This window comes from Paenibacillus sp. OK060 (genome assembly GCF_900101205.1).
Classification (GTDB): domain Bacteria; phylum Bacillota; class Bacilli; order Paenibacillales; family Paenibacillaceae; genus Paenibacillus; species Paenibacillus marchantiae.
Window position 1 is genome coordinate 22,892 of sequence record NZ_FNFR01000013.1, and the last position, 22,107, is coordinate 44,998.

Genomic DNA, 22,107 nt, shown 5'->3' on the forward strand with positions numbered 1-22,107 from the left:
ATCACCATACGATGACCACCACTTAATACAGGACATGGATTATCTGCCATTTATATCTCTCCCTCAAATATAGTTTTAAGAGCGTTCAATTCAGGTTGATCGCGCTTATATTAGATAAAGAGCTTTGGACAACTAAAAATACAACTTATGTCTAAAATAAATATAATATTTTGATACAAATTTGGATTTAATACGTAATATATGGTGAGGTTATCCTTAACTAGAGGGGGTATATTAACATTATGAGGAAATTATCGTGGATTATCGGATTAACTTTATTGTCGACCATCTTAGTAACAGGATGTACTCAAGATAATACATCTAATGAAATAGAAACACAAACGCCAAATGAAAGTTCACAGACTGCCGAAAAAGAGCAAGTAAATGAAGAAGTAATCAAAGTAGCTGAAACATATAAGACAAAGGAATATACAATCAATGATGTACCCGAAAATCCTGAAGAGATATTTGTTGAACGAAATAAAGAGCTGATACCATTCTTCGCGGAAAATCTTGAAGAAAAACCGGTTAATGCGAGCAATATCGCACTAGCTTTACGAGCTGCGATAACTCAACAAGCATCATTAAAGCCGGAAAATATGAAGTTTACAGTCTATCAGGAACTTGAAGATTACGTTGATCTGGATTACACAATGGATCTTGTGTTAAAGAAGCAAGATGGGAAGAATGAGACTGTTCCTTTAGAAGGAAGGCTGACACTTATTAATAAAAATGGTGAGTGGCTTATTCAAGCTGACGATTTTGATAAAGCAGCTTTTGCAAAACTAACTCAGGAAAAATAATCATCACACATGTATTATCACTAAACGTAGTTGATACAAGAAAGACCCCGTAAAGGGGGCTTTTTTTACATTGATTGATCTTAAAAACTAGATTTCTCTGCCACACTAACTACGCTCTCTCTGACCTGTTTAACAGCGGTCTGACCAGTGGCAAGTTTCGTGCGACAACTGTCACACAAAACAGTTGCCTTCTCATCATCAAATTCTACCCTTAGACAAGTAGTTTCTTTAATTTATTCAAACGAATCTGAGTATAGATATGTACATAAGAGCCCTGTTATCATAAACAAGCTTCAGCCTTGCTCATATAATCTAAATCTCAAAAAAATTTGAATTACCAAAGTTCCATAACTTTAACATAATCTCTAACTTCATCATCCATCTTATCATTTTTAGATCCATCCAGAACTGAGTTGATAATATGTTCACCAGCTTTAAACTTATCCATGTCAACTGTTATTTGAGCGATTCTGAGATTTCCACTCATTACTCCCACGGTAACTGTTTTTGCTTCATTGACTTTATCTTGTTGTAAGAAATTATACGTCTGTGAAATTACATGCTGCACAGCTAAGCCTTCCTTAACCTCTTCACTCATATATACAACTACATCTATATGCTCGGTTATGTCTATGGCGTCTGTAACTTCTACGTCTGTAGCATATATGGAATACTGCTGTATTAATTTCATTTTCTAGAACATCTTTTTCACCTGTATTCGGGCTATTTAAACTCTTCTTTGTACTTTCGGGAGTAGCTTCCTGTTTGGAAGTCTCTTCAATTGTTGTTGCAGTCTCAGCTTGTTCTGAAATCGATTGCTTTGCATCATTAGCTGTTACTTCTTCTTTTGGAGAGAGAAGGTTTAGGATTTGCTCAAAGATTGCAAGAATTAAAAGTGTAATCCAGAACCATTTTTTCTTGTAGATTGTTTTTTTGTCCAGACATAGTAGTAATATCACCCTTAAAGATTCTATTGTGTGCTCATTTTCTTATATCGGTTGTTTTGTTTTCCTCTATAAGAAAAGTTTGATCTAATGTCTATGCTTGTGAAGAACTAATAACCAATCGAACAAGACATAGACAACTTCGAAATGACTCTTCTCAACGCTTATACCAATAAACGAGACATCCAATATCTTTATGGCTGATGTAAATGAAGAAAGTTATCCCGCCCCTAATGACCCGTGGCCTACATTTGCTTATGACTTCTGGCATAATTCCAAGTATGTATATCGCGGTGTAGCTACTGTAGACAGCGAAGCTATGATTGCGAATGAGCATCAAATGGAAAAAGAAATAAATAAGATGTAAATCGTGGACTGATTTGAATTTATACATAAAACCTATCAGAAAGATAGAAGTTTTGGGAGGGAAAGATATTTAATAAATGAGATGGCGGCTTCTGTTACCCATCTCGTTTTAGCTTCCCCTCCAATTTCCCAACAAAGTTAACTTCCTAGTTATTCCTTAACGCATTCAACCATCCCATCCATTACAATCCCGCAGCAGCTTTAATTTCTTTTCTCTGCGACACGATTAACGATTTTAACTTTTCAGTTCCAAAAGCACCTGCTGTGAAAGCATTCGCTTTCGGATAGTAAACCATTCGAAAAGATGTTCCATCTTGAAGGTGCACACGCAAAAATATTCCTGTGTCATGTTTGGCTTTCTTATATACCTCATCAAAACCAACATATTGTAACGGTAGAAGCTCGTTCATAAATTCGGACGCTGCTTCTTGGGGGAAGTCACCGATTGTACTGCCATCGTTCCCGCTTTCAAGGCTGACCTTCTCCACTTTTCCTTCAATGTCCAAAAGATCCCCCATAGTCTTAGCATCGGGGTTTTCTTTTACTTCGTAAATCTTATTATTCGCCACAACACGATAATGCGCTTTATAACCTTTTAGTTCATAAACAACAGTTCCAATTGGAAGAAATGCCGCATCACCATTCTTAGTTACGTGATCCGTACATGCATGCTCGTTTAGCATATAGGTTACTTCCCCTACCTTGCCTCCGATTTGCTCTGCAGGTATCAATGTAGTCTCATCGTTGTAGTATGTAATATTGTTGATCATTAGAAAATCAATCCACTCGATCGTGCCTGGGCAAGACTTCGCTACTTCCTTGGGAACTTTTCTTGTATCCTTTTCCTGGGGCTGTGATGTTATTTCCCCCTTACTCATTGTACTGCAACTAACACAAATAATCAGAACGGATAGTATTATCAAAAGCTTGCTCCAATATTTAACGGGTCCCATTATCAATCACCTCAACCTTATTAGACGGGATTTATATGGACATAGTTACAGCCTTTTTCGTTCTCTGCCTGTTAATTACTTAAGAACATAGAGTAGTAACGTTGAAACAATCTTGGCTGTTTAACATTTTCACTAGCTAGACTAATAATATAACTTGTCAGATCTAATTAAATAAACGACAACCAGTGATGGTTGTCGTTTATTTATTTTTCACGAACTAATGTGATGACTATTGTTCATTTAGGACCAGTCTTTGACCAACCAGTCTACTATAGGTCTAATTTTAGATCTGTTTTATTTTGTAACCCGTATCATACTTATAGACATAGAAATTATAACTGATTATATAATTTCATGAAATTAGACATGTAAGGATCAAGTAGATACAGCTTTTTCTTGATAATTCTCTCTCTATATTTGTCGAGTTTTTCTGAAGTAGGTACTACCTTATACTTAGCAATTTTAGCTTTCTGCACACTCGCTATTGAAATCTCATCATATTGCCGGTTAAACAGCTCGATCGTCCCATTAAATAAATTAGTTCCATTAGGGCCCTTTTTATACCTCCCATATTGATACATGTTTTGTGAATCATCGGTATATTGCATTAGAAAGCCAGACCCTTTTTTGAAATTCACAAAGGCAAATAAGGACATATTTTCTGGTTTTAAAGGAACATTCAAATCATTTGTGTCTGCTAATGCGAAAGCGGCGATCACATCATCGGTCATGTACCTAAACACCACTTCGTTATCTAAGGTATAGTCCCTTACCACTGTATAGCCAAATACAGGCTTACCATTTGTAAAACTCCCCTGCTGTATTGTAGCTCTATCATACTCTTCACTGTATTCATTGAATTTAGAATATTCTCTCAATGTACCTTGCCCATTCTGTTTATCATTAGCCCAAGTTCCCTCGTACATGACTTGATTTGTAGCAGGGTCTGATGTGATTAACTTTCCCTTCCCAGATCTCTTTCCATTTTTCCACTCACCGGTATACGTTTTATACTCTCCCCATGTAGCAGTCCCCTTTCCATGTGGCTTCCCATCTTGGACTTCACCATAGTAGGTTCCTCCATTAGAAAAAGTTAACGAAACTTCTTGTGTTGTTCCAGCGTAAACCTCTCCATAAGTAGCTACATTAAAACCTATAAGTAACCCTACTCCCAATAAAGTAATTGCGAAAAGTCTCTTCAAATTCAAAACCCTTTCTATTCCTATGTATTAGTCGGCACTACTATATATCGTATTACTGACGGCTATTATGTATATACACAATGTAATTTGTTAATTTTGAGAACGTACTGCCTTTGCCTCCGATTTGATAAAGTACTGGTTTCCATTTGTTTCTACTAATTTGTTTGCAATATTTCCATGTTAGTCATGAACTCTTCTGTTTATATGTATGACTAGAAAATCGAGTAAAAATAGACTCCTATTCGAGAGGAACAAGCTGCAATGGATTTATGCTTTTCTTTTATTACATGTATGTTAATGAAAGGTTAGCTCCAGCATTTCCAACATACTAGTACTTGAATAATTTACGCTTAGTCTTTGGGAATTAGTAACATGAAAGAAAAAAAGGACGGGAATCTCCCGTCCTTGAGTACAAAGGCACCTAAGCCCAAGAAGAAGGGGTTGCCGCAACCATGTTGTAAACACCCACGGTAGCTCCCACGTTAATAGGCGTGTTACTTGCTGATGTTTTACCTTTGATTTGAGAAGATGAACCAGAATCAAGCATAACACCTTCCGTACATCCCAAAGCTAACAATACACCCCGGACTTCATATGCTTCTGCGTTACTAATGTATCCCATAATTACTCGCTGATTGGATGGTTTATATCCAATAAATGTACGAGCACGTTTGATACCCGAACCAAATGAGCCGATACCTGCAGGACTCTCTTCAGCTGTCACTTTAGAATAGTATTCAGCCTTACCGAGATTACGACGAACATGAAGACTCAAGCCTCCAATAGCCCAATTAATCCAGCTTCGTTGACCTGGATATTCTGTAACCTCTGTAACTACATGTTCAGAGCAAGTGATTTGCGAGGCTTGAGCCTCTGCATTATAACAGAAAAGCGTTCCTCTCTTGAAGCTTTTAGGAGTTCGTTGGCCACCAGCCTTTACAGCAACTCCATTTGGACCTACAGCGATACCAAGCAGTTCACTTGGTGTATTAAAGAAAGTTCCATTAACGCCTGAAAAACTAGAATTAGCAAGATTACCAGAGATACTCTGAACTGAAACATCTCGAACATCAGCCGATATGTAATATACGCCACTTACTCCACCAACCGTTGTATTCTGTACAAAAGATGCTTGTGCCATTATTATCATTCTCCTTAATATAGAGTTATTAAAGAGAGGGTATCCACTTTTCTTAATGCACCCTAACATTAAGGAGTGGCTCTTCATAAATCTATTATATAATATAGCGTTGCGTAACGCAATATAAAGTGCAACTTTTTACTTTATTATGCGTTCTTACATATATACCAAAACTTACAAGGAGGAACCACACTTATGAAAAATCTCTCCCGTGGCATTTTATCTCTATGTCTGATTGGAGCCTTACTCCTTTCAGCATGCGGAAAATCGGATGAAACTGATAATCTTTCTAATAGCGAAGAACCTAGCAACACAACAAGTCAGACACCTTCAACCAGTGCACCCCAGTCCACTGATACACACACAGAAAGTTTGATTGATTCTGCAGACAAAGAAGCGATTAAGGACATCACAGCGGCCGATTTTAAGAAAGGCGTCTTTATTGACTTCGACAAATATAAAGGTAGCTTCTTTGAAGAAAACATTATTTCAAAGGTTAGCAACAATCTTGAATCAGTTGTGGAAAACAACAACGAAAAGTTTAAGGAAAATCTGAATAAAGAGTCTTTGGAGTCTATCAAGGATAGCTTTTATTACAGAAATGTAGATGATCAATTTATGTTTTATGATTTGGATCTTTTAGAAAAACTCGATCAGCCAGAACAAATTAGAGTAGGGGTTCGCTTTGCAAGAAAATCTTCAGAAGGTTCTATTGAGAATCAAGGTATCACCTACTTCTTCACTAAAAACAAAGATGGTGAGTGGGGTATTGAAAATATAGATTAAATTGATTAAATCTATATTTAGAACTCTAGGCTCTCTTCCATAGGAGGAGAGCCTCTTTGTCGTATAATCAATTATGAAGTCGAGGAATCCAGCGGACAAGAAATATACTCAAATTCTAGGAAACAGATTTAGCTCAAAGTACTTCAACTTTGACCTTCGCGGGATCATTGAAACCTCCGAGCATATTCTTAACTCTCATTTTAGCCGTACATGCTCGTATACTTGGGTGATTTGTGCAAGGGATTCGTCGATCAGATTGCGGCTAATAATGCCCTCTTAGGCTCTATCCCGTTTGCTTAATCACCCGATCTTTCATCAGGTTATTTAACTATAATCTTCGTGTCAGTGTAATCAACCGTTTCCATCAGTACAAAAATGCTATCAAGTTAGGTTGCTGCGTGTTCACTTTTCTTATACTTCATATCTGTAATATTCTCCCAAATGAAATATAAGACCAAATTGCTACTGATCTTTTAGTTAATTTGTTGATTCGGAGACTAGCGGAAAATAAAAAAGCAGCACGTGGCTGCTTTTTGTTTACCCTGTTATTTGTTCCATTTTATTATTTGATATTTTATCGGCTAGTCTCATAAATACATTCATGTCTACAGCATTGATTATTTCGTTTTGTAAGTTTGCATACTCGTTTTCCAACTTCTTATTTTGAATATTAGCTGTTTCTAGGCGCCCTGCCAATTGTAAAGTCATCTGTCTTAGCAACGAAATATGTGAATTCAGATTGTCCATAATTTCATTAAAAGTAAGTACAAACTCTTGGTCTAATTGAATCGGTTCCTGAAGCGAATGAACCGTGTTCTCTTCTCTCAGTTCATGGGTAGTCTTATTAATAGTTACTATACTCCCATCACTTTTGTTTTGATTTCGAATTTCTTTAGCTTTTCGAATAGCATCCTCATACTTCTTACGTAAGGATCCATTCCAGCGGAAGCCACATGCTGCTTTTGATCTTTTTAATTTTTCACTAGCTTCTTCAAAGGCTCTTAATTGTGTGCTTCCAGATTCGATATGCTGTAGTACAGTCTGTGCTAAAAACAAATCTGCTTCAACGTCCCAACTGTCTTTACGTAATTCCATAATGAACACTCCCCGATTTTGATATATTGATATTTCTATTTATATCCCAATATATATCAATATATTCCCAAAGCTCTGAATTTTACCTACTTACATTCCAAAAAAGGTATGTACGATCGTTAGGCCCAATTCAAGCATACAAAACAATTAGCTCAACATCGACTAAAGAATCGATAGCTGAGCTAATTGAAAGAATGACCATTCTGATTACAATTCCGAATAAATAATAAACAGATCACGAGATCTGAGAATCAAAATATCAGCCAAATAGTCTCTATAATTGCTGATTGTGTTGATATTCGAGTTGGTTGTTTTAAATGGGATCGTCTTCATATCGTTTTTCGTTAAGCTGATTAAAGGCTCGATTATGTCCGCATTCTTTGCCTTCCGAAACATGGATTATAGGTTAAAATCGAAAAACAAATATATAATGCTTCATTCTGGATCAGTTTCCAGAGAACCGTCATGCTTCCGATGGAAATAGACACAATGAATCCAGCATGTCCGCCCCATCTCCCTTGGGCAACTATAGAAATGAACAGGATAGCTAAGGAGTACTTGGCAGATTTTTCTACACTCTTCAGAACTTGTTTAGTTTCATCCCCCATAAATTTGGGCTTCAAAAACTGGTATGTCAATGACACTCCAAGCGTAATAAGTCCTACTGTCGTCATGCTACACATTTTGAGCAAGTGAAGATACAAAGCCCAGTGTGAAACCCACACCTAATCCAATGGCTGCTGCGAGTCCTATCCCAGTCAGTTCATTCTTAATGACTCGATTGTGATTTGTTTGCTCTAGGCGTTGGTCTCGATCAATCATTTGGCCGGTCGTTTGGTTGTGGAAATCTCTGTTATGCATAGTCTGGTGCTCTGATCGGATGGATGGTTTTTAACACTGTTAATATGATGTTCTTCAGCATATTCCTCTAAAATCTTCTGTCTTTGATCCTTATTCCAGTTCGTTGTGCCGTCCCCCCCTCTTCTTAAATCTTCACTAATCAAAAAAGCCCTCTACTAAGAAAGAGAACTTGATTTCAAATTATAAAGTAAACTCCTGCTGTTTGATTTCTCTAGCATGTAAGATAAAGTTGAGCAACAAATTTTCCCTTTTGGTTGTGAGAGAAACATACAAAATTCAGTGATCAGATAAATTGAGATTAAATTACTATCTACATATTTGATTCTATGATCTCAGATAACTCTTCTAAACTAGGATTAACGTATTTAGCTCCCTCTACGACAAATGTCGGAACACTTGCAACACCGTTTATGGATGTAACTTTAAAATCTTCTTTTACTTCATATAACCCCTCTAGATTGTTTAAGCTCTCTTCAACCGATTTAGAATTACCATGCGGTACATAATCATCGATTAATTTAAGTAGGAACTTTTCATTCGCCCAAACTTTTTTTTCTTCGCCTTGATTCTTATAAACAGCATGATGATATTCCCAAAACGCCTCTTGGTTTTGTATCCAAAGAATTTCTCCTACCATAGCTGCCTTAATACTATCCGGACCTAAGAATGGAAAATTAATTACATATAGTTGGACTTTGCCTGTATCAATAAACTTTTCTTTAAAATTATCGAAATTTTCATTATTCCAGGCCTTACAATAAGGACATTTGTAATCTACAAATTCAATGACCTTAATCGGCGCTTGTGGGTCTCCTATGTAAGCTTGTTTATCGAGTTTATAATCTCCTGACATGACTTCTATTTTACCGTCTACATCCTGAAAAGTGGGGAATTCCTCTTTTGATTTGAAACCTGATAAAAGAACCATAAGAAGAACTACTAGTAGTCCAACAAAGGTAAATACCACTATACCTTTCTTAAATGAGTTCCTTTTCTTCTCAACTCCCATAATTAACACTCCCTCGTTAGTTTGTACCGAAAAACAAAAAAAGCACCTCAACAAGACCATGTGGTCCTATTAAGGTGCTTCCTCTTCCGGATATTCAATTACTTTAGATTATACAACAGCTTTTGCATAAAACCAAGTACATAATAGTTGCACTGGTATCAATAAACATTCAGAGGTTTTAAAATCTCTGGTACAGTTCTTAAGGGATATTCTCTATTAGTTTAATACCTACAATGTCGTTGTTAAGATCACGCAGTACAAGGCTTTTATAGGTGGCGTTAACATTTATAAGAGTTTCTTTATCGAATGTGTCATTAATAATTCTTCTTTTAAGATCTGAGTCAGTTAGAATCGAGTCTCCTCCAAAAACGTAATCTTTTCCGTCTTTCACAACAATTATAGATACGAACTCGGTATAACGATCCAACACTTTATCGACTTGTTTACCTGATAGTATTGTTTCATCATAAGCAATAAACGAATTTTCAGTTAAATCATGTAGGGTAGGTAGGACACTTGTTGACTGACTACATCCATTAGCAAAAAATACAACCACCAGTAATGCAATGCTGCGGATGATTTTCCTCACGATCCATTTCACTCCTTATAAATAGAAAAAGCACCTCATGCAACAGCCTAGAGCAGTTGTAGGAGGTACTTCCTCATGTCGTTATTCAATTACTTTTATTATATCCTTTGAGCGTCTGGCGTGTAAACAAACAATACTTTACTTAGGCACCTGCAAGTGAAGTTAGGTGTGCGGCTTGGATTGCACTCGATTAGTAAAGTACTTTATATGGATTCTAATTTCATCACACCTAGCAGGTGCTTTGACCTGAATCTTTACAGACATTCACGCGCTCTGTAGTTTCTTTGTTTCAATATGATCAGATTGTAATTTTAAGAAGGAAAGGGCATCAACTTCTTCTCCCCATTTATAATTATTTGGCAAAAAGACCTTCTCACTATGTATTTCTATATAATAATCCTCTAGTTCATGGACGTTAATACGCTCATTAAGAAGGGCTGTTGAGATCCTGACGTCAATGAATCTTGCAACTTCTAAACCCAGTTCTTTACATAAATTGGTCCAAGATTTATTAACATGTGATTTCATTTTAGCCTCAGCTGGTGTGGAGTTTTTTTTAAATTGCTCTATCCACTCGGGTCTATATTTTTTTAGATGTTCCCTTTCTAATGTTAAAACATCTATATTCATATATAGACCAAATTCCGTCTTAACATCCCAGCCTAAAAAACTACTAATTTCATCGTTATATTTAAACCACTTTTCCTGATATGTAAACTGATGGTGGATAACACTCCACTGTTCCGTTCCTTTGTTCACTTTAAGATAATGAGCCATTCTCTTCTCTCCCAATCAATGAATTTATTTTCGATAGAATTTTACTTTGCCATCCTTAACTGTAGAACGTTAGAAATAGCTATTTTCCACTTTGTTGAGCCTTGTCCCAGGTATTTAATAATGGTTTCTGCACAAGGATAACCTTCATTGTTTTGGGCAAAATTCGTGTAATCACTTCTTGAAAGAAAACTACCATGTTGTTCCGATGCTTTCCGAACAGCCTCTATACATTTCGCATGAACAAATGACTGAACTGGATTTTTAATAGGTAGTGTGACTAGATTTGAATTTGAATACGAATGTCCATTTTTATCTACTATCAATTCAGATGGATAAGAGGTTGATATTTCATTATCGTTAACAACGAGTTTAAGAATTGTATTTTTCAGATTCAACTTACCATCAATATAATCCGTTACAACAGTTGTACGATCATAACCAAGGATTTCATTTACTATCTGAGCAATTTTATGTATCGCTTCCCGTTTATCTGTCATTGCATTTGTTTGATTTTCTAATAAATATAATGATTTTCCTGTTTCAAGCAAATTGATTACCACATCCAATGTATTCATTACTAACCCCCTGTATTAATTTAGAACACAAAAAGAGGAAGCACGCACACACTTAGTAATAACTAAGTGCGAGGTACTTCCTCGCTTCTCTTATTTAATTAATTCTATTATATTCTCTGAGGTAAAGTCTGTCTATAGAGTAACGATAAATGCATTACTAATTTCTCTTAATAAGGATTTAAGAACAAATTATATGTTCCTTATTCTACTCCCCCTAAAAAGTGAGGTTTTTATGTAATAACTAGTCATATTGATTTGTATCCAAACGATTTAATTATGACAAAAAATTTTTTTTGTTATAAACTAGTTTTCCAACTTTTTTCATTTGAGAAACTCTAGATCGGGAAACACCTATAATTTCAGCAATTTGAGACTGTTTAATCTCAGGATCTAGTTCAATTAACTTTTTCATTTTAATCATATTCGAATTTCTATTTTCCATATCCAAGGTTTCATCAATTTTCTTTAATGCCGTAGCATTAGCAAGCACCATGTTTAGGCATTGTTTGCAAACAATGTTCCCTTTAAAATAAACAAGCTCCAAGTCAGTGTTATCACAACAAAATATACAATTTAATGAATCCGAAACACTAAGAATCAACTTACCCACTTCTGGTTTGATGATGATTTCACTTCCGCAATAAATCTGTCTTCTATCTCGGATTTCTTTAGGAATAGATAATCTACCTTCAATCTCAATATTTCGTACAAATCCCATCACTTACATCCTTTTAGCCCTTTTGGAGATTATACCTTAGACCTCCTCTACTTTAATCAAGAAACAAGCACCCCACCAATATCTACTATCTCATAGATTTTGATGGGGCATTGAATTAAATGTAATTGTTCTTTCTTTAGAATCTATACGTCATTAATACTTAGCGTCATTATTCTTTCATGTTGTTGCTAGTATTAAATACGTGTGTTCACCCTAAAATCTACGCTGCAGTTGGACTTTCATACAATACTTAATAATTATGTCCCTATGTGATTCACGTATATCAGTAAATTCTAAAGCAATTTGAAGTCCTTTTTCAATCAACATCTGATATACGAATCTACCTTTAAACGGAATTTTATGTGTTAAATCTCTTGTCTCAATAAACAATAATCCATTTAGACCTGTCGATTCGTATTCAAAAAGATGCCCATCTTTTATGAAAGAAATTCCACCACCACTTATATCCTTTGTTATATAACTTCTTCTTGGATGACTACTTATTCCAACATCAAGTTCAAAATTCACATTTGCAGGCACTCGGAAAAATTCTCTCTTTTGAGCTGTTACTATGGAAACATCCTCTGGAATGGAAAGCTCTAGCTCTACTGGTGTACCTCTGGCTTGGGAAAGAACACAAGTCTTAAATTGGAATTTATCTCCCGATGCTCCTGCAAAATAAATATAAACCTCCTGCTTTACGAGTCTAGGTATGGATATCCGATGTTTAACTACAATTGAACCAATTCGAAAAAACTTTGAATCAATAGCTTTGATTTGAGCAACCAACATATTACCTTTGTTGTCTTCAAGCTCCACATATTGATTTACAAATAGTGCATCAAGAGCAATCATTTCTGTTTGTTATCCCTCCATAATAGATTTACACGCAAAAAAAGCACGGCAGTCCTTTAGGACTTGCGCGTGCTTCGCGTTAGATGTATTCATTTCTGCTTCATTCTATCATAATCGGAAGAGACGGTAAACATTTGTAACAGAGCACATAATTTTAATGTATAGGTATCGATATGGTAAACATGTTTCCATTGGCCTTTGGATCAACAGTAATCCGTCCATAATATCGATTAACGATTTTCTGAACAATATATAAGCCCAGACCGGAATGATCCCCCGTATCCTTTTTGGTACTAAATCCTTTTTCGAAGAGTTTATCAATTCCCCCCTCTGGAATGGGAACTCCACTACTGAATACTTTGAAGATCAATCGATCATTCTCTAAATAACCAGTCAACTCTACTATTCTTTCTGGCTCAGGTAGAACTTGTACAGCGTCAAATGCATTATCTATTAGGTTACTTATTATTTTCACAAGATCTGTACTCTTCAAAATATCTATTTGCATGTTGCTAATCTCAAAATAAAAAGTGATTTTTTGATCTATAGCAAGTTTAGTTTTAGCTTGAATCAACCCAGCAAGTACAGGTGAAGTAATCTTAATAATATCATTAATAATGGTTGCTTCTCCAATCATCTCATCTGTAAACTTTCTAAGTTCCTCATACTCCTCAGTAGCAACAAGTGATTGAATAGTCGACATTTGGTTATTAAAATCATGTCGTTGTTCCTTAATGGAGGTGAGGAGTTGATCCATGTTATCAAAAAATGCTGCCTGCTCCCATTGTATCGCCATAGTTTTGTTACTTGTGTAATATCTCGATATGATTGCTAATCCAATCAATATGAATACAGTAGTAAGTCCGACTAACAACTGCATTTTAAGAAGAGAGGATGCCATATAACTGTTAATCTTGCTAAGGTCGGACACTAGGCCAATTATCACGGCATAACCATAATTGAATCGAAGCGGAAAGTAAGCTTTAAGTATGGGTTTGCCATCAATTTCTGTTTGAATTGAAAGTTCCTTGTTGGTCTCATATGCTTCTCTTACATAATTATAATCTGGTTCGATGTTATAATGATATGTTCCGAAAAGGATTCCTTGATCAAGCTGTCCTGAATCACCAACTTTCTCTAGTTTCTCCTGTTGTTTAAGAAAGGAGGATGGATCAAATACGGTTACCTCTCGTAGCGAAGACGGCATTACATTCTCATTAATTAAATCCTCTATTGACCTCTCCCCTTTATGTGACATTTGAATAGAGAAACTAATGTTTAATGCCTCAGCTTGCATTGTTTGAATTTGCTCGAAAATAAGTGCTTCTTGAGTAGAGTTATAGTATTTCTGATTTAAGAAACCTAAAATAGTAAGCGGTACAATAGCCATTATAAGAATGAGTTTTACTTGTTTCGTTTTGAACAGAAAAGCCTTCATAATTGTTCCTCCAGAGCTAGAATAAATATACTTCTTTATCCTTATCGACAAAATTCTCGATTTTTTACTCCACAGAAACTGAATAGTATGTATTAATTCTGAAATCCGAATAAAATCTTAAATTAGGCCAATTGGTAGCTCTTGATTAAGAGGTTGGGACGTGGTTCCCTTTAATTAATAAAATGTTTTTGGTACGTAATACACTGCCTAGATGCTTCTTTGTTAAACTCTAATAAATTTGTTCTTATCTGCAAGTCTTGTTATCGAGCATTTTGCTTAATACAGTACTAAAGTTCTCAAGAGCTGTACTAGATTCCTTAGAATTTTTAATAATAGGCGTTTTTCTCTCATACCTACTATCATTCAATTGCGGGGTTTGTGGAACTCTCATTATCCATCCATTCATATTTTCCATCTCCTGACTTTTATTTATTTTGTTAGCTACTAAGCCTAGTAGCCTCTTATATCATCTAATATCGAATTGCCTTAATCTAAATGAAATTTTGAATAAAGAAAAGCACGCACCGCCCTTATAGGACGATGCGTGCTTCGCATTTTTGAGTATTCAATTATTTCGATAGTAGCAAAATCAAACTGTTAAGTAAATAGCCCAACAAAGTATTTATCCCAATTTTCTGGACCTGGTCATATTCAATGCGAGACCTGCACTCTACCGAAGGATTAGTATCTCTCCAAAATTAACCGCACTCAGTACAATATAAAAAAAATGAATCATTTATATCTCCCTACTTAAATGAGTCATGATCGAATTTTGCATTATTTTGCAAAGCTCAGGTTATAAACCCAGACCTTTTTATTCCTCGGAAAATCATTCTGTTTTCTGATCCTAAAGTTTTTTTGAAACAAATTTATCCTCATTGATGACTGAGGACAAGAACATTGTTCTATTGGGCTTTCACATTTTTTTACAACAAAAAAAAAACCATTAATCTCAATGTGTGAGAAATTCACACATTGAGATTAATGGTTTTAGAATAATTTTTTTACATATGCTTGAACTTTTTTAGCAATTCATCAGTGTGGTTACTCAAGACCAACATTGCAACTGATTGAGGTGTATACGACCTCATTGATTGAAAGTCCAAATGCATTCGTTATTTAGATGTACATCTAAATGAAAATCGGACAATGTTCTTGTCACACGCCCCTCTCCCCCTTGCACGTTTGTTGTACTAAGGCAGTTGATCATATAGATCAACTGCCTTCTTTGTTTTATTAAATTAATATTTCCCGCTAGTTGAATGGTTTCACTACGAAGAACAACTAGTGTAGAAGGATTGGGGAATGATGAAAATAGAGCAGAGCGACTATTGAGTCGCCAATTTTGTGGCAACTCAATAGTCGTTCTGCTCAACAATCTCGCCCCTTATTAAACGAAAAACTATTATGATATTTGATTCTATTTACATTTCTTTATCAAGGCCCACATTGAATGATGCTGTTAAAGGTTTTTGTCCAGAATCATTTGGTATCACAGTAATTTCCAGAGTTAGATTTATAGAGTCAGGCAGATTAACTTGATCTATATTCTCAAAACCGACAAAGTAATAATGCTGTTCGTCTAATTCTATTAAACCTCCATCTGTCGAGCCAGAAGATGAAATTAAATTTCCGTCATTATATAGCTTACAAGAAACATTATACTCTTTCAAACTGAATCCATTCAATTCATACCCGACCTTTATTTGTCCTTCCGTGTATTCAGCATTTCGTAGATTAATAGTGCCCCTATCAACCATTTTTGTTTGAATTTCAATATTTGCTTCGGGCATCTCTGGTTTTTTTAATAAATAACCCACTCTAAAATACCATATAACACCCAATACAACTGCAACAAGTATAACAATAGAAATAATATACTTCTTTTCTTTTTTATCCATAATATTGCTCCTTACATCATCAAAATAAAGAAGAGGCCATAGAATAATTCATGGCCTCATAATAACATATTAAAGATTTAAATGATAAATACGGTGTTGGTTTTTCTGTTTCATAAGTACTTTCAGAAGATATCAATAACGAAGGTCCACCAGGAATTGATACTGTAGGAGCTACATTAAGTGAACGCACTTTATGTTTATAATATCCATAAATCCCGACTGCTGAATCAGTAGCATTCCCTTTTTCTGCACCATAACTCAAGTAGCCTCTAATATTATTTACTAAATAATTAAGAGATTGAGTAGGGAGCTTGAATGTTGCTGCTGTCCCACCCGAATTTACAACTATGGAGTCGCTAGCAAATGGGAATTCAGGGTATGATTTTCCGTTTATTATTGCATCATGCTTTGCAGTGAAAGTAACATCAAGAATCCTTCACAAAGTGGTATAGATATCATGGCAATTGCTCATGGTACACAACTAGTGCAGTCTGGGACGCAGAATGATTCCAATCAAGATGAGCAAAGTCACGAGTACTGTTATAAAAGTTAAGCTCAACCTAGATGACTGAAGTTGTTTGCTCTGAACTTGCTTTTCGAGAAAGCCAATACGTTTTTTAAGCTCCTGAATCTCATTCTCCATTGGTGATCCTCACTTAATACCACATAGCTGAATTGCCTTTACGCTTTGTTTTTTGGAATTAAAAAAAAGTGGAGTGGCGTCGTGTAAAATTATTTTAAAATGATGTGGCTTTTTACCTCCCTTCGGTGTCTAATGAATTGTAAGTTCAGGAGGAGGTACTACTCGTGTCACGAGCTCAAGACAAAAAGAAAATCCCTGTTCTTCCGGAGGAGCAGGAGCACATCCAACATTTCGAAGCCATTTATAATCAATATCGAGATAGAATTCGAAATTATATTGCAGTAAAGACAAATTCGGCAACTGCCGATGACTTAACCCAACAAGCTTTTTTAAAAGCAATGGAAAACTTTCACTTGTTTAAGTGTAACTCCAGTATATTTACTTGGCTATTCAAAATCGCGCAAAATATTGTGAAAAACGAGTATCGTACGAGATCACGAAATAAAGAAATGGTGCACGAAGTAATCGATTTTCAGTCCCAATCGATATCCCTCGATATTGCTAGAGATGTCGATATCCGTCTTGATATTAGTGCTGCATTAGCCCGATTGAATGAATTAGATCAGCAAATCATATCATTGCGTTTTTTCGTCGATTGCACTTTATTGGAAATATCCAAAATCATCGGGATGCCTCAAAGCGCAGTCAAGAACAGACTCTATCGTGCTTTAAACAAACTAAAAAAAGAATTAAAAGAATGGGGTGACATTACAATCATGTCTATTAAAGAATTGATATCCATTGTGGATAAAAGCGAGGCTCCCTCCAAGAATGATGGTATGAACAAGGTATACCATGACTTATTTGAAGAGTTGAAAAGCAATGTAGATCGAATTATTACAACCTATCGTCATCGACCTTCTCAGAAAATCGCTATTGAGATCTATCCGGATCTGTCCACTTTTCATCAAGCAATAAACGAGCCGGATGCGCCCAATTGGTTTATGGGAACCTATGAAGACACTAAAATTAAAATCGTATCCCCACTCAATCCAGGCCCTGAACATACGTATCAATCGGTACTACGGCACACTTTAAGCTTGTTTACGATGTGGTTAGTGAAGGATATTAATCCGTTGGCACCGAAATGGCTTACACACGGGCTCGGCGGGCATGAAGCCAAACAAATGTCACAAGAATATATCCAGTATAGCACCTCCGAAGCGATTCAAAATAACGCTGTCCCTAGCTTTCAAGCATTAACTAATGATACCTGGGATTTCGAGAAGATAGGGGGATATGGATTCTCGCACTTGCTCGTAGAATATCTCATCCATTCATACAGTTTAGATGCGCTCAACAAATTCATACGCGATGCCACTGATTTTCAAGGCGCATTTCAAGTATCGGAAGCAGAGCTGCACGGGATGTGGGTGCAATATTTAAAATCAAGGCTATGTTAAATTTTGATACTAGTATTTGTAACAAAGCCACCTGCAAAAAGGTGGTTTTGTTATGGTCTCCCTTAGCTCAACAGTACACTATACATTGTTCTATCTAGTACAGGCTCATAGCCCCAATCATTAAACTATCCTGCCCGTTAGCTTAATGAAACAGATAAATATACTAATCGACATTGGTACCATCTTCTTAACCTTTTCAGCAATGGCACGAAGTTGTTGTCTTAGGTCGGAAAAACTAGTTCCTGATACAAAAAAATCGTTATTCAAGCGAAAACTTATATTAATCTGCACTTATCTCGCGACAGGAGTTCCATCATGATACTATTTAGATAACTGCCTATTTCGAGATTACACAATGTGCTTTTCCTTTTCGGCAACCTCCTAATAAATAAAGTTATAATGGTTTATCTGGACCAATTACGTATACCGTTTTGTTCTTCTGTCGACCAAAAACTATCGCACTGTCGAGATCTTCAATAAATATGTCAATGATTTTGCCTTTCACTGCACTACCTGTATCCTCTGCTTTTCGATACCCAATACCTTCAATGTACACCCACCACCCCATTGGTATTACACTTGGATCAACTGCAATTGTTCGTCCTTCTTCCACTGTAGCTCCTGAAGCTGTAATACCATACTGCGGATCTTCTGTATCCTTGCCAGTAGATTCAACTCCTGCTGTAAAAGCAGTTAATTCAACATTCTCTAGACTAAATTTATATTCTACCGGCCTTTCTTCAATCGTGGTGATTTTTTTCTTATTTTCTGGGAGAACTATTGAACTCTCTTGTGATTGATTGATAATATCATCTTCAGATGCAGCTGGATGTTCAAATACTTCATTATGGTTATATTCTACTTTAGGTTCCGGAACTCGAGTTCCTACAGCTATGACTTCTGGCGTGTAGGGGGTGATTACTCTTCGTGAAAGTTCATGTTCTGACGATACTTGCCCATTTTCTAACACTGTAGATCGACTAACCAACTCTTTTCCTGATATCCCTTCTTGTATTACTTTTTCCACACCAATAAACAGATCAGGATCATCATATTTAACTATTGTGTAGGGAATCTCTTCTTCAGATTCTTTTTCTGTTTGCGCAAGCCGTGTAACTCTAATTTGTGTATTAGAGGTCAACTTTTCCGTAGCAACAGGTTCTACAATGTCTTGATCACCTAATCTAATGTTTAGCTGTGTCAATACTTCTCCAACTGTTTCAGCATGCGTATCGACTGTAGTATTGTGATTATCTGACATCACCACAACACGATACTTGGGTAGTTGCAAACCTCCGATATTCTGTTGCTTTTCTGTCTGAAGAATATACACTAAGGATGATCCTGATAAGATAGGAACTGAAATTACCAACGCTATTAGCCATTTTTTTGTCCTGCGGTAATACATAAATTCACTCCTTCATTAAAATAAAAAAAGCACCAAGCTGCTTTTAAGAGCAGTCTGGTGCTTCCAGATTCAAGATATTTAATTATTCCTAGTATAAAGTACAACTATCAGTCAGACAAGCGGAAATACTCTTTGAGCATCCGAGTTTATTATGATAAAATTGAATGAAATAAATACGTTGAAATGTGGAAGCACCACTATAACCTTTAAGGTTTATAGTGGTGCTTTTTTTGTCTATGGAGAGGAGAAGATGATAAAACAATGGATTAATTCGGACAACGACGGTTCAAACTAATTGTAGGAATTCAAAACAAGGAGTGTTGTTCATTATGGATGCCAATTGGCCTATAGCCATAATTTTATGTTTGCTAATTACGTTAAGCTTGATTTCTCTGGTAATTCTAAAAAAAGTAGAACTTCAGATGTACTTTATAGACACTGCCCTTATCACAGTATGTTTGGCCTTCTGTGCCTTAGCATACTTTACAGCAGTAGAAGCATTTTTTATAGGGATAGTAGTCTATGTATATAGATTAACGGATAGCAATAATATTATTAAATTTGTTTTTCTGTTTTCAGGAATAATCATTGGCTATTTTACAGGGAATCACTTTTATACAAACACTTCTGTCTTGATCCTAGCCATCTTTATTATTATACGATTGGTGGAGTCTATCATTGAAATAAGTCTTTATACTCCAAATACTGACCCAATTACAGAGCTAGAGGATACAGTCTAATATGGCTGATAACTAGGAAAAAAGAATTATAGGGAGGCGTTATCATGCCTCTCCCTTTAAACTCTCTCATGAAACTATAATCAGAAACCATTCTCCACGCCTTCTGATTCATAAATGATATTTCAACGCATAATAGTTTTTATTTAGATGCTTTCAGCCCATATCATCATTTTACTGATGAGTTGAGTTGCTAATCATCTAAGGATGAGGGGTCTCTTGCAAATAAACACTTGATTGGCCGATAGAATCTAAAGGAACATTCATGGTTGCCATTGCCATTTTCTTTTGTTCATCGTTAACGTGAGTATAAATCATTGTAGTCTCTATTGATGAATGGCCCATAAGTTCCTTTACAACTCGTATATCAATTCCGTTTTTGAGAAGCATCGTAGCAAATGAGTGTCTTAACTTGTGACAGGACAGTTTCATATCACTTACGTTAGGATTATTCTTCTTGAACGCTTCAAATGTTTGATTAACTAGCTTTTGAATCTGTCTGATCGATAATCGTCTTCCTTTCTGAGACACAAAGAAAGCATCTTCCCTAACGCTATAAGGCGAAATCCTTTCTTTTTCAACCTCTAGAAGGTAGGTCAGTAATACATCTGGAATGGGTATTTCATTCCATTTTCTCCCTTTTCCAAACACCTCTATTACTCCTTTAGTCTTTTTCAGATCTTTTAAATTCAACCGGTGAACTTCTCCTACTCGCAATCCACAGTAAGCCATAAGCAAGAATATAGCTATGTTTCTATTTCGATAACGTCCATCAATGTATTTAAGACTCTCTGTGAGATCCTCTTCCTCAAGATAAACGGGCTTCTTATTTTTCTCCGTTTTAGACTTCTTCACTTCTGCAGCTGGATTTTTAGAAGCGAGCTCAAAATCCATTAATGCCGTATAGAAAGTCCGAATAGCAGAAAGGGTTCTGTTCCGAGTTATATCAGATGTGGCTTGTTTATCATTAAGAAACTCCATAATATGCAATTTCCCTGCCTCTTGGGGTGGAGAACCGTCTAACGAGTCTAGATACGTTAGACACTCTCTCATATATTCTTTCTGAGTAGATGCGGTGTAGCCAGCTTGCTTTAGATATATTCGAAAAGCTCGAATCTGCTCACTATACAAATGCTCGAGCTCATAACGGTTCATCCTTATCTTTCCCTCCAATCAAAAACATCCTAATTACATTCAAAATTTATCTATATAAGTTAGTATATTTTTAATGATATAAAAATACCTGTTTATAAGTAATAATTACATAAATATAAAACTTATGAAGAGGGTATTTTGCATACAACCTATCAAGTTTTTCAATCAAATTGCTTTGAAATCAAAAGAGCGCAAAATATGGATTTGGCGCTCTTTATTATAGCACATATGTTCCTCTTGAAGATCATTTCTTTTCTCTTTTAGCTCATTTTGTGAGGTTTTCTCTAACGATATGTAGCTGCATTAAGTCAAAAGAACTTAAAATTTGGAGGTAAAGACACCTCCTTTAGAAATATACAAGGAACTACCTTTAATTAGTTTACATAATATTTACTACGGTTAACCAATATGAACTAGCGCCTTTATATTACACTAATTATTTTGTTCAAACTGTTTGTTAGGAAACCTTTATTAAATAAACTGAATACTTTTATATTTAATTTATTTAATACTAAATGCAATATATGAGTATTCATATTACTTAGTAATTTAATTAATATATTAATACTAAATAACATGAATAGTTTTTAGGTTTTTTGGGAAGATATATAATAAAAAGAGGTAAGGAATGTGAGGTATTGTGAAATCAAAGAATTTACACATCAAGTTTGTTTAACACAAAGATATAAGTCTAAAAACTTTCATTGGAGGGTATTCGTCAACATTATCATCAAGTGTGATGACCCCT

Annotated in this window: 22 protein-coding genes; 5 read left to right on the plus strand and 17 right to left on the minus strand. The window is 35.6% G+C overall.

Annotated features, from left to right (window positions below):
* The first annotated feature begins 242 nt into the window (after window positions 1–242).
* Window positions 243–803: a hypothetical protein gene (locus BLS14_RS30015; protein WP_090955456.1), complete on the plus strand. Its 561-nt coding sequence runs from the start codon at window positions 243–245 to the stop codon at window positions 801–803.
* 334 nt (window positions 804–1,137) lie between these two features.
* Here BLS14_RS30015 and BLS14_RS30020 read toward each other — a convergent pair whose 3' ends face one another.
* The gene (locus tag BLS14_RS30020) at window positions 1,138–1,494 is read right to left on the minus strand and encodes a hypothetical protein (RefSeq protein ID WP_090955459.1); all 357 of its coding nucleotides are present in this window, start codon (window positions 1,492–1,494) and stop codon (window positions 1,138–1,140) included.
* A gap of 449 nt (window positions 1,495–1,943) precedes the next feature.
* Here BLS14_RS30020 and BLS14_RS32860 point away from each other — a divergent pair, with 449 nt between their 5' ends.
* Window positions 1,944–2,114, plus strand: coding sequence for a hypothetical protein (locus tag BLS14_RS32860; RefSeq protein WP_176854850.1), 171 nt, complete (start codon window positions 1,944–1,946; stop codon window positions 2,112–2,114).
* Between the two features lie 181 nt (window positions 2,115–2,295).
* Here the strand turns inward: BLS14_RS32860 and BLS14_RS30025 are convergent, their stop codons facing one another.
* The 3 genes from BLS14_RS30025 to BLS14_RS30035 form a co-directional block, all read right to left on the minus strand.
* The gene (locus tag BLS14_RS30025) at window positions 2,296–2,883 is read right to left on the minus strand and encodes a hypothetical protein (protein WP_256336753.1); all 588 of its coding nucleotides are present in this window, start codon (window positions 2,881–2,883) and stop codon (window positions 2,296–2,298) included.
* 515 nt (window positions 2,884–3,398) lie between these two features.
* Window positions 3,399–4,274 (minus strand): MORN repeat-containing protein, encoded by an 876-nt coding sequence (locus BLS14_RS30030; RefSeq protein ID WP_143021605.1) that lies wholly within the window; start codon window positions 4,272–4,274, stop codon window positions 3,399–3,401.
* 415 nt (window positions 4,275–4,689) lie between these two features.
* On the minus strand, window positions 4,690–5,409 hold the full coding sequence (locus BLS14_RS30035) for a phosphodiester glycosidase family protein (RefSeq protein ID WP_176854852.1): 720 nt from the start codon (window positions 5,407–5,409) through the stop codon (window positions 4,690–4,692).
* A 195-nt stretch (window positions 5,410–5,604) separates the two neighbouring features.
* On the opposite strand from BLS14_RS30035, the gene BLS14_RS30040 reads away from it, so the two are divergent.
* On the plus strand, window positions 5,605–6,195 hold the full coding sequence (locus BLS14_RS30040) for a hypothetical protein (protein ID WP_090955466.1): 591 nt from the start codon (window positions 5,605–5,607) through the stop codon (window positions 6,193–6,195).
* A 537-nt stretch (window positions 6,196–6,732) separates the two neighbouring features.
* On the opposite strand, the gene BLS14_RS30045 is transcribed toward BLS14_RS30040, so the two are convergent.
* The 11 genes from BLS14_RS30045 to BLS14_RS32385 form a co-directional block, all read right to left on the minus strand.
* The gene (locus tag BLS14_RS30045; protein ID WP_090955468.1) at window positions 6,733–7,290 is read right to left on the minus strand and encodes a hypothetical protein; all 558 of its coding nucleotides are present in this window, start codon (window positions 7,288–7,290) and stop codon (window positions 6,733–6,735) included.
* A gap of 675 nt (window positions 7,291–7,965) precedes the next feature.
* Window positions 7,966–8,151: a hypothetical protein gene (locus tag BLS14_RS32380; protein WP_143021606.1), complete on the minus strand. Its 186-nt coding sequence runs from the start codon at window positions 8,149–8,151 to the stop codon at window positions 7,966–7,968.
* A 310-nt stretch (window positions 8,152–8,461) separates the two neighbouring features.
* On the minus strand, window positions 8,462–9,160 hold the full coding sequence (locus BLS14_RS30060; protein WP_176854854.1) for a DsbA family protein: 699 nt from the start codon (window positions 9,158–9,160) through the stop codon (window positions 8,462–8,464).
* Window positions 9,161–9,359: 199 nt separating this feature from the next.
* Entirely contained in the window at window positions 9,360–9,749 is a 390-nt protein-coding gene (locus BLS14_RS30065) for a hypothetical protein (protein ID WP_090955476.1), read from the minus strand.
* A gap of 264 nt (window positions 9,750–10,013) precedes the next feature.
* Window positions 10,014–10,526 (minus strand): hypothetical protein, encoded by a 513-nt coding sequence (locus BLS14_RS30070; protein ID WP_090955478.1) that lies wholly within the window; start codon window positions 10,524–10,526, stop codon window positions 10,014–10,016.
* A 41-nt stretch (window positions 10,527–10,567) separates the two neighbouring features.
* A complete protein-coding gene (locus tag BLS14_RS30075; protein WP_090955482.1) occupies window positions 10,568–11,101 on the minus strand; it encodes a hypothetical protein in 534 nt (177 codons plus the stop codon).
* A 274-nt stretch (window positions 11,102–11,375) separates the two neighbouring features.
* Window positions 11,376–11,819 carry a hypothetical protein gene (locus BLS14_RS30080; RefSeq protein ID WP_090955484.1) on the minus strand — a complete coding sequence of 148 codons (444 nt, stop codon included), beginning with the start codon at window positions 11,817–11,819 and terminating at the stop codon, window positions 11,376–11,378.
* Window positions 11,820–12,032: 213 nt separating this feature from the next.
* Window positions 12,033–12,674 (minus strand): flagellar brake protein, encoded by a 642-nt coding sequence (locus tag BLS14_RS30085; RefSeq protein ID WP_090955486.1) that lies wholly within the window; start codon window positions 12,672–12,674, stop codon window positions 12,033–12,035.
* Window positions 12,675–12,828: 154 nt separating this feature from the next.
* Window positions 12,829–14,112, minus strand: a complete 1,284-nt coding sequence (locus tag BLS14_RS30090) for a sensor histidine kinase (RefSeq protein ID WP_090955487.1) — start codon at window positions 14,110–14,112, stop codon at window positions 12,829–12,831.
* A gap of 1,424 nt (window positions 14,113–15,536) precedes the next feature.
* Window positions 15,537–16,013 carry a hypothetical protein gene (locus tag BLS14_RS30095; protein WP_090955489.1) on the minus strand — a complete coding sequence of 159 codons (477 nt, stop codon included), beginning with the start codon at window positions 16,011–16,013 and terminating at the stop codon, window positions 15,537–15,539.
* Between the two features lie 19 nt (window positions 16,014–16,032).
* Entirely contained in the window at window positions 16,033–16,275 is a 243-nt protein-coding gene (locus BLS14_RS32385; protein WP_143021607.1) for a hypothetical protein, read from the minus strand.
* A 545-nt stretch (window positions 16,276–16,820) separates the two neighbouring features.
* Here BLS14_RS32385 and BLS14_RS30100 point away from each other — a divergent pair.
* Window positions 16,821–18,059 (plus strand): RNA polymerase sigma factor, encoded by a 1,239-nt coding sequence (locus BLS14_RS30100; RefSeq protein ID WP_090955491.1) that lies wholly within the window; start codon window positions 16,821–16,823, stop codon window positions 18,057–18,059.
* Window positions 18,060–18,453: 394 nt separating this feature from the next.
* Here the strand turns inward: BLS14_RS30100 and BLS14_RS30105 are convergent, their stop codons facing one another.
* Window positions 18,454–19,467 (minus strand): G5 domain-containing protein, encoded by a 1,014-nt coding sequence (locus tag BLS14_RS30105; RefSeq protein WP_090955493.1) that lies wholly within the window; start codon window positions 19,465–19,467, stop codon window positions 18,454–18,456.
* A gap of 329 nt (window positions 19,468–19,796) precedes the next feature.
* Here BLS14_RS30105 and BLS14_RS30110 point away from each other — a divergent pair, with 329 nt between their 5' ends.
* Window positions 19,797–20,207, plus strand: a complete 411-nt coding sequence (locus BLS14_RS30110; RefSeq protein WP_090955495.1) for a hypothetical protein — start codon at window positions 19,797–19,799, stop codon at window positions 20,205–20,207.
* 198 nt (window positions 20,208–20,405) lie between these two features.
* Here the strand turns inward: BLS14_RS30110 and BLS14_RS30115 are convergent, their stop codons facing one another.
* On the minus strand, window positions 20,406–21,359 hold the full coding sequence (locus BLS14_RS30115) for a tyrosine-type recombinase/integrase (RefSeq protein WP_090955496.1): 954 nt from the start codon (window positions 21,357–21,359) through the stop codon (window positions 20,406–20,408).
* Window positions 21,360–22,107: the final 748 nt, after the last annotated feature.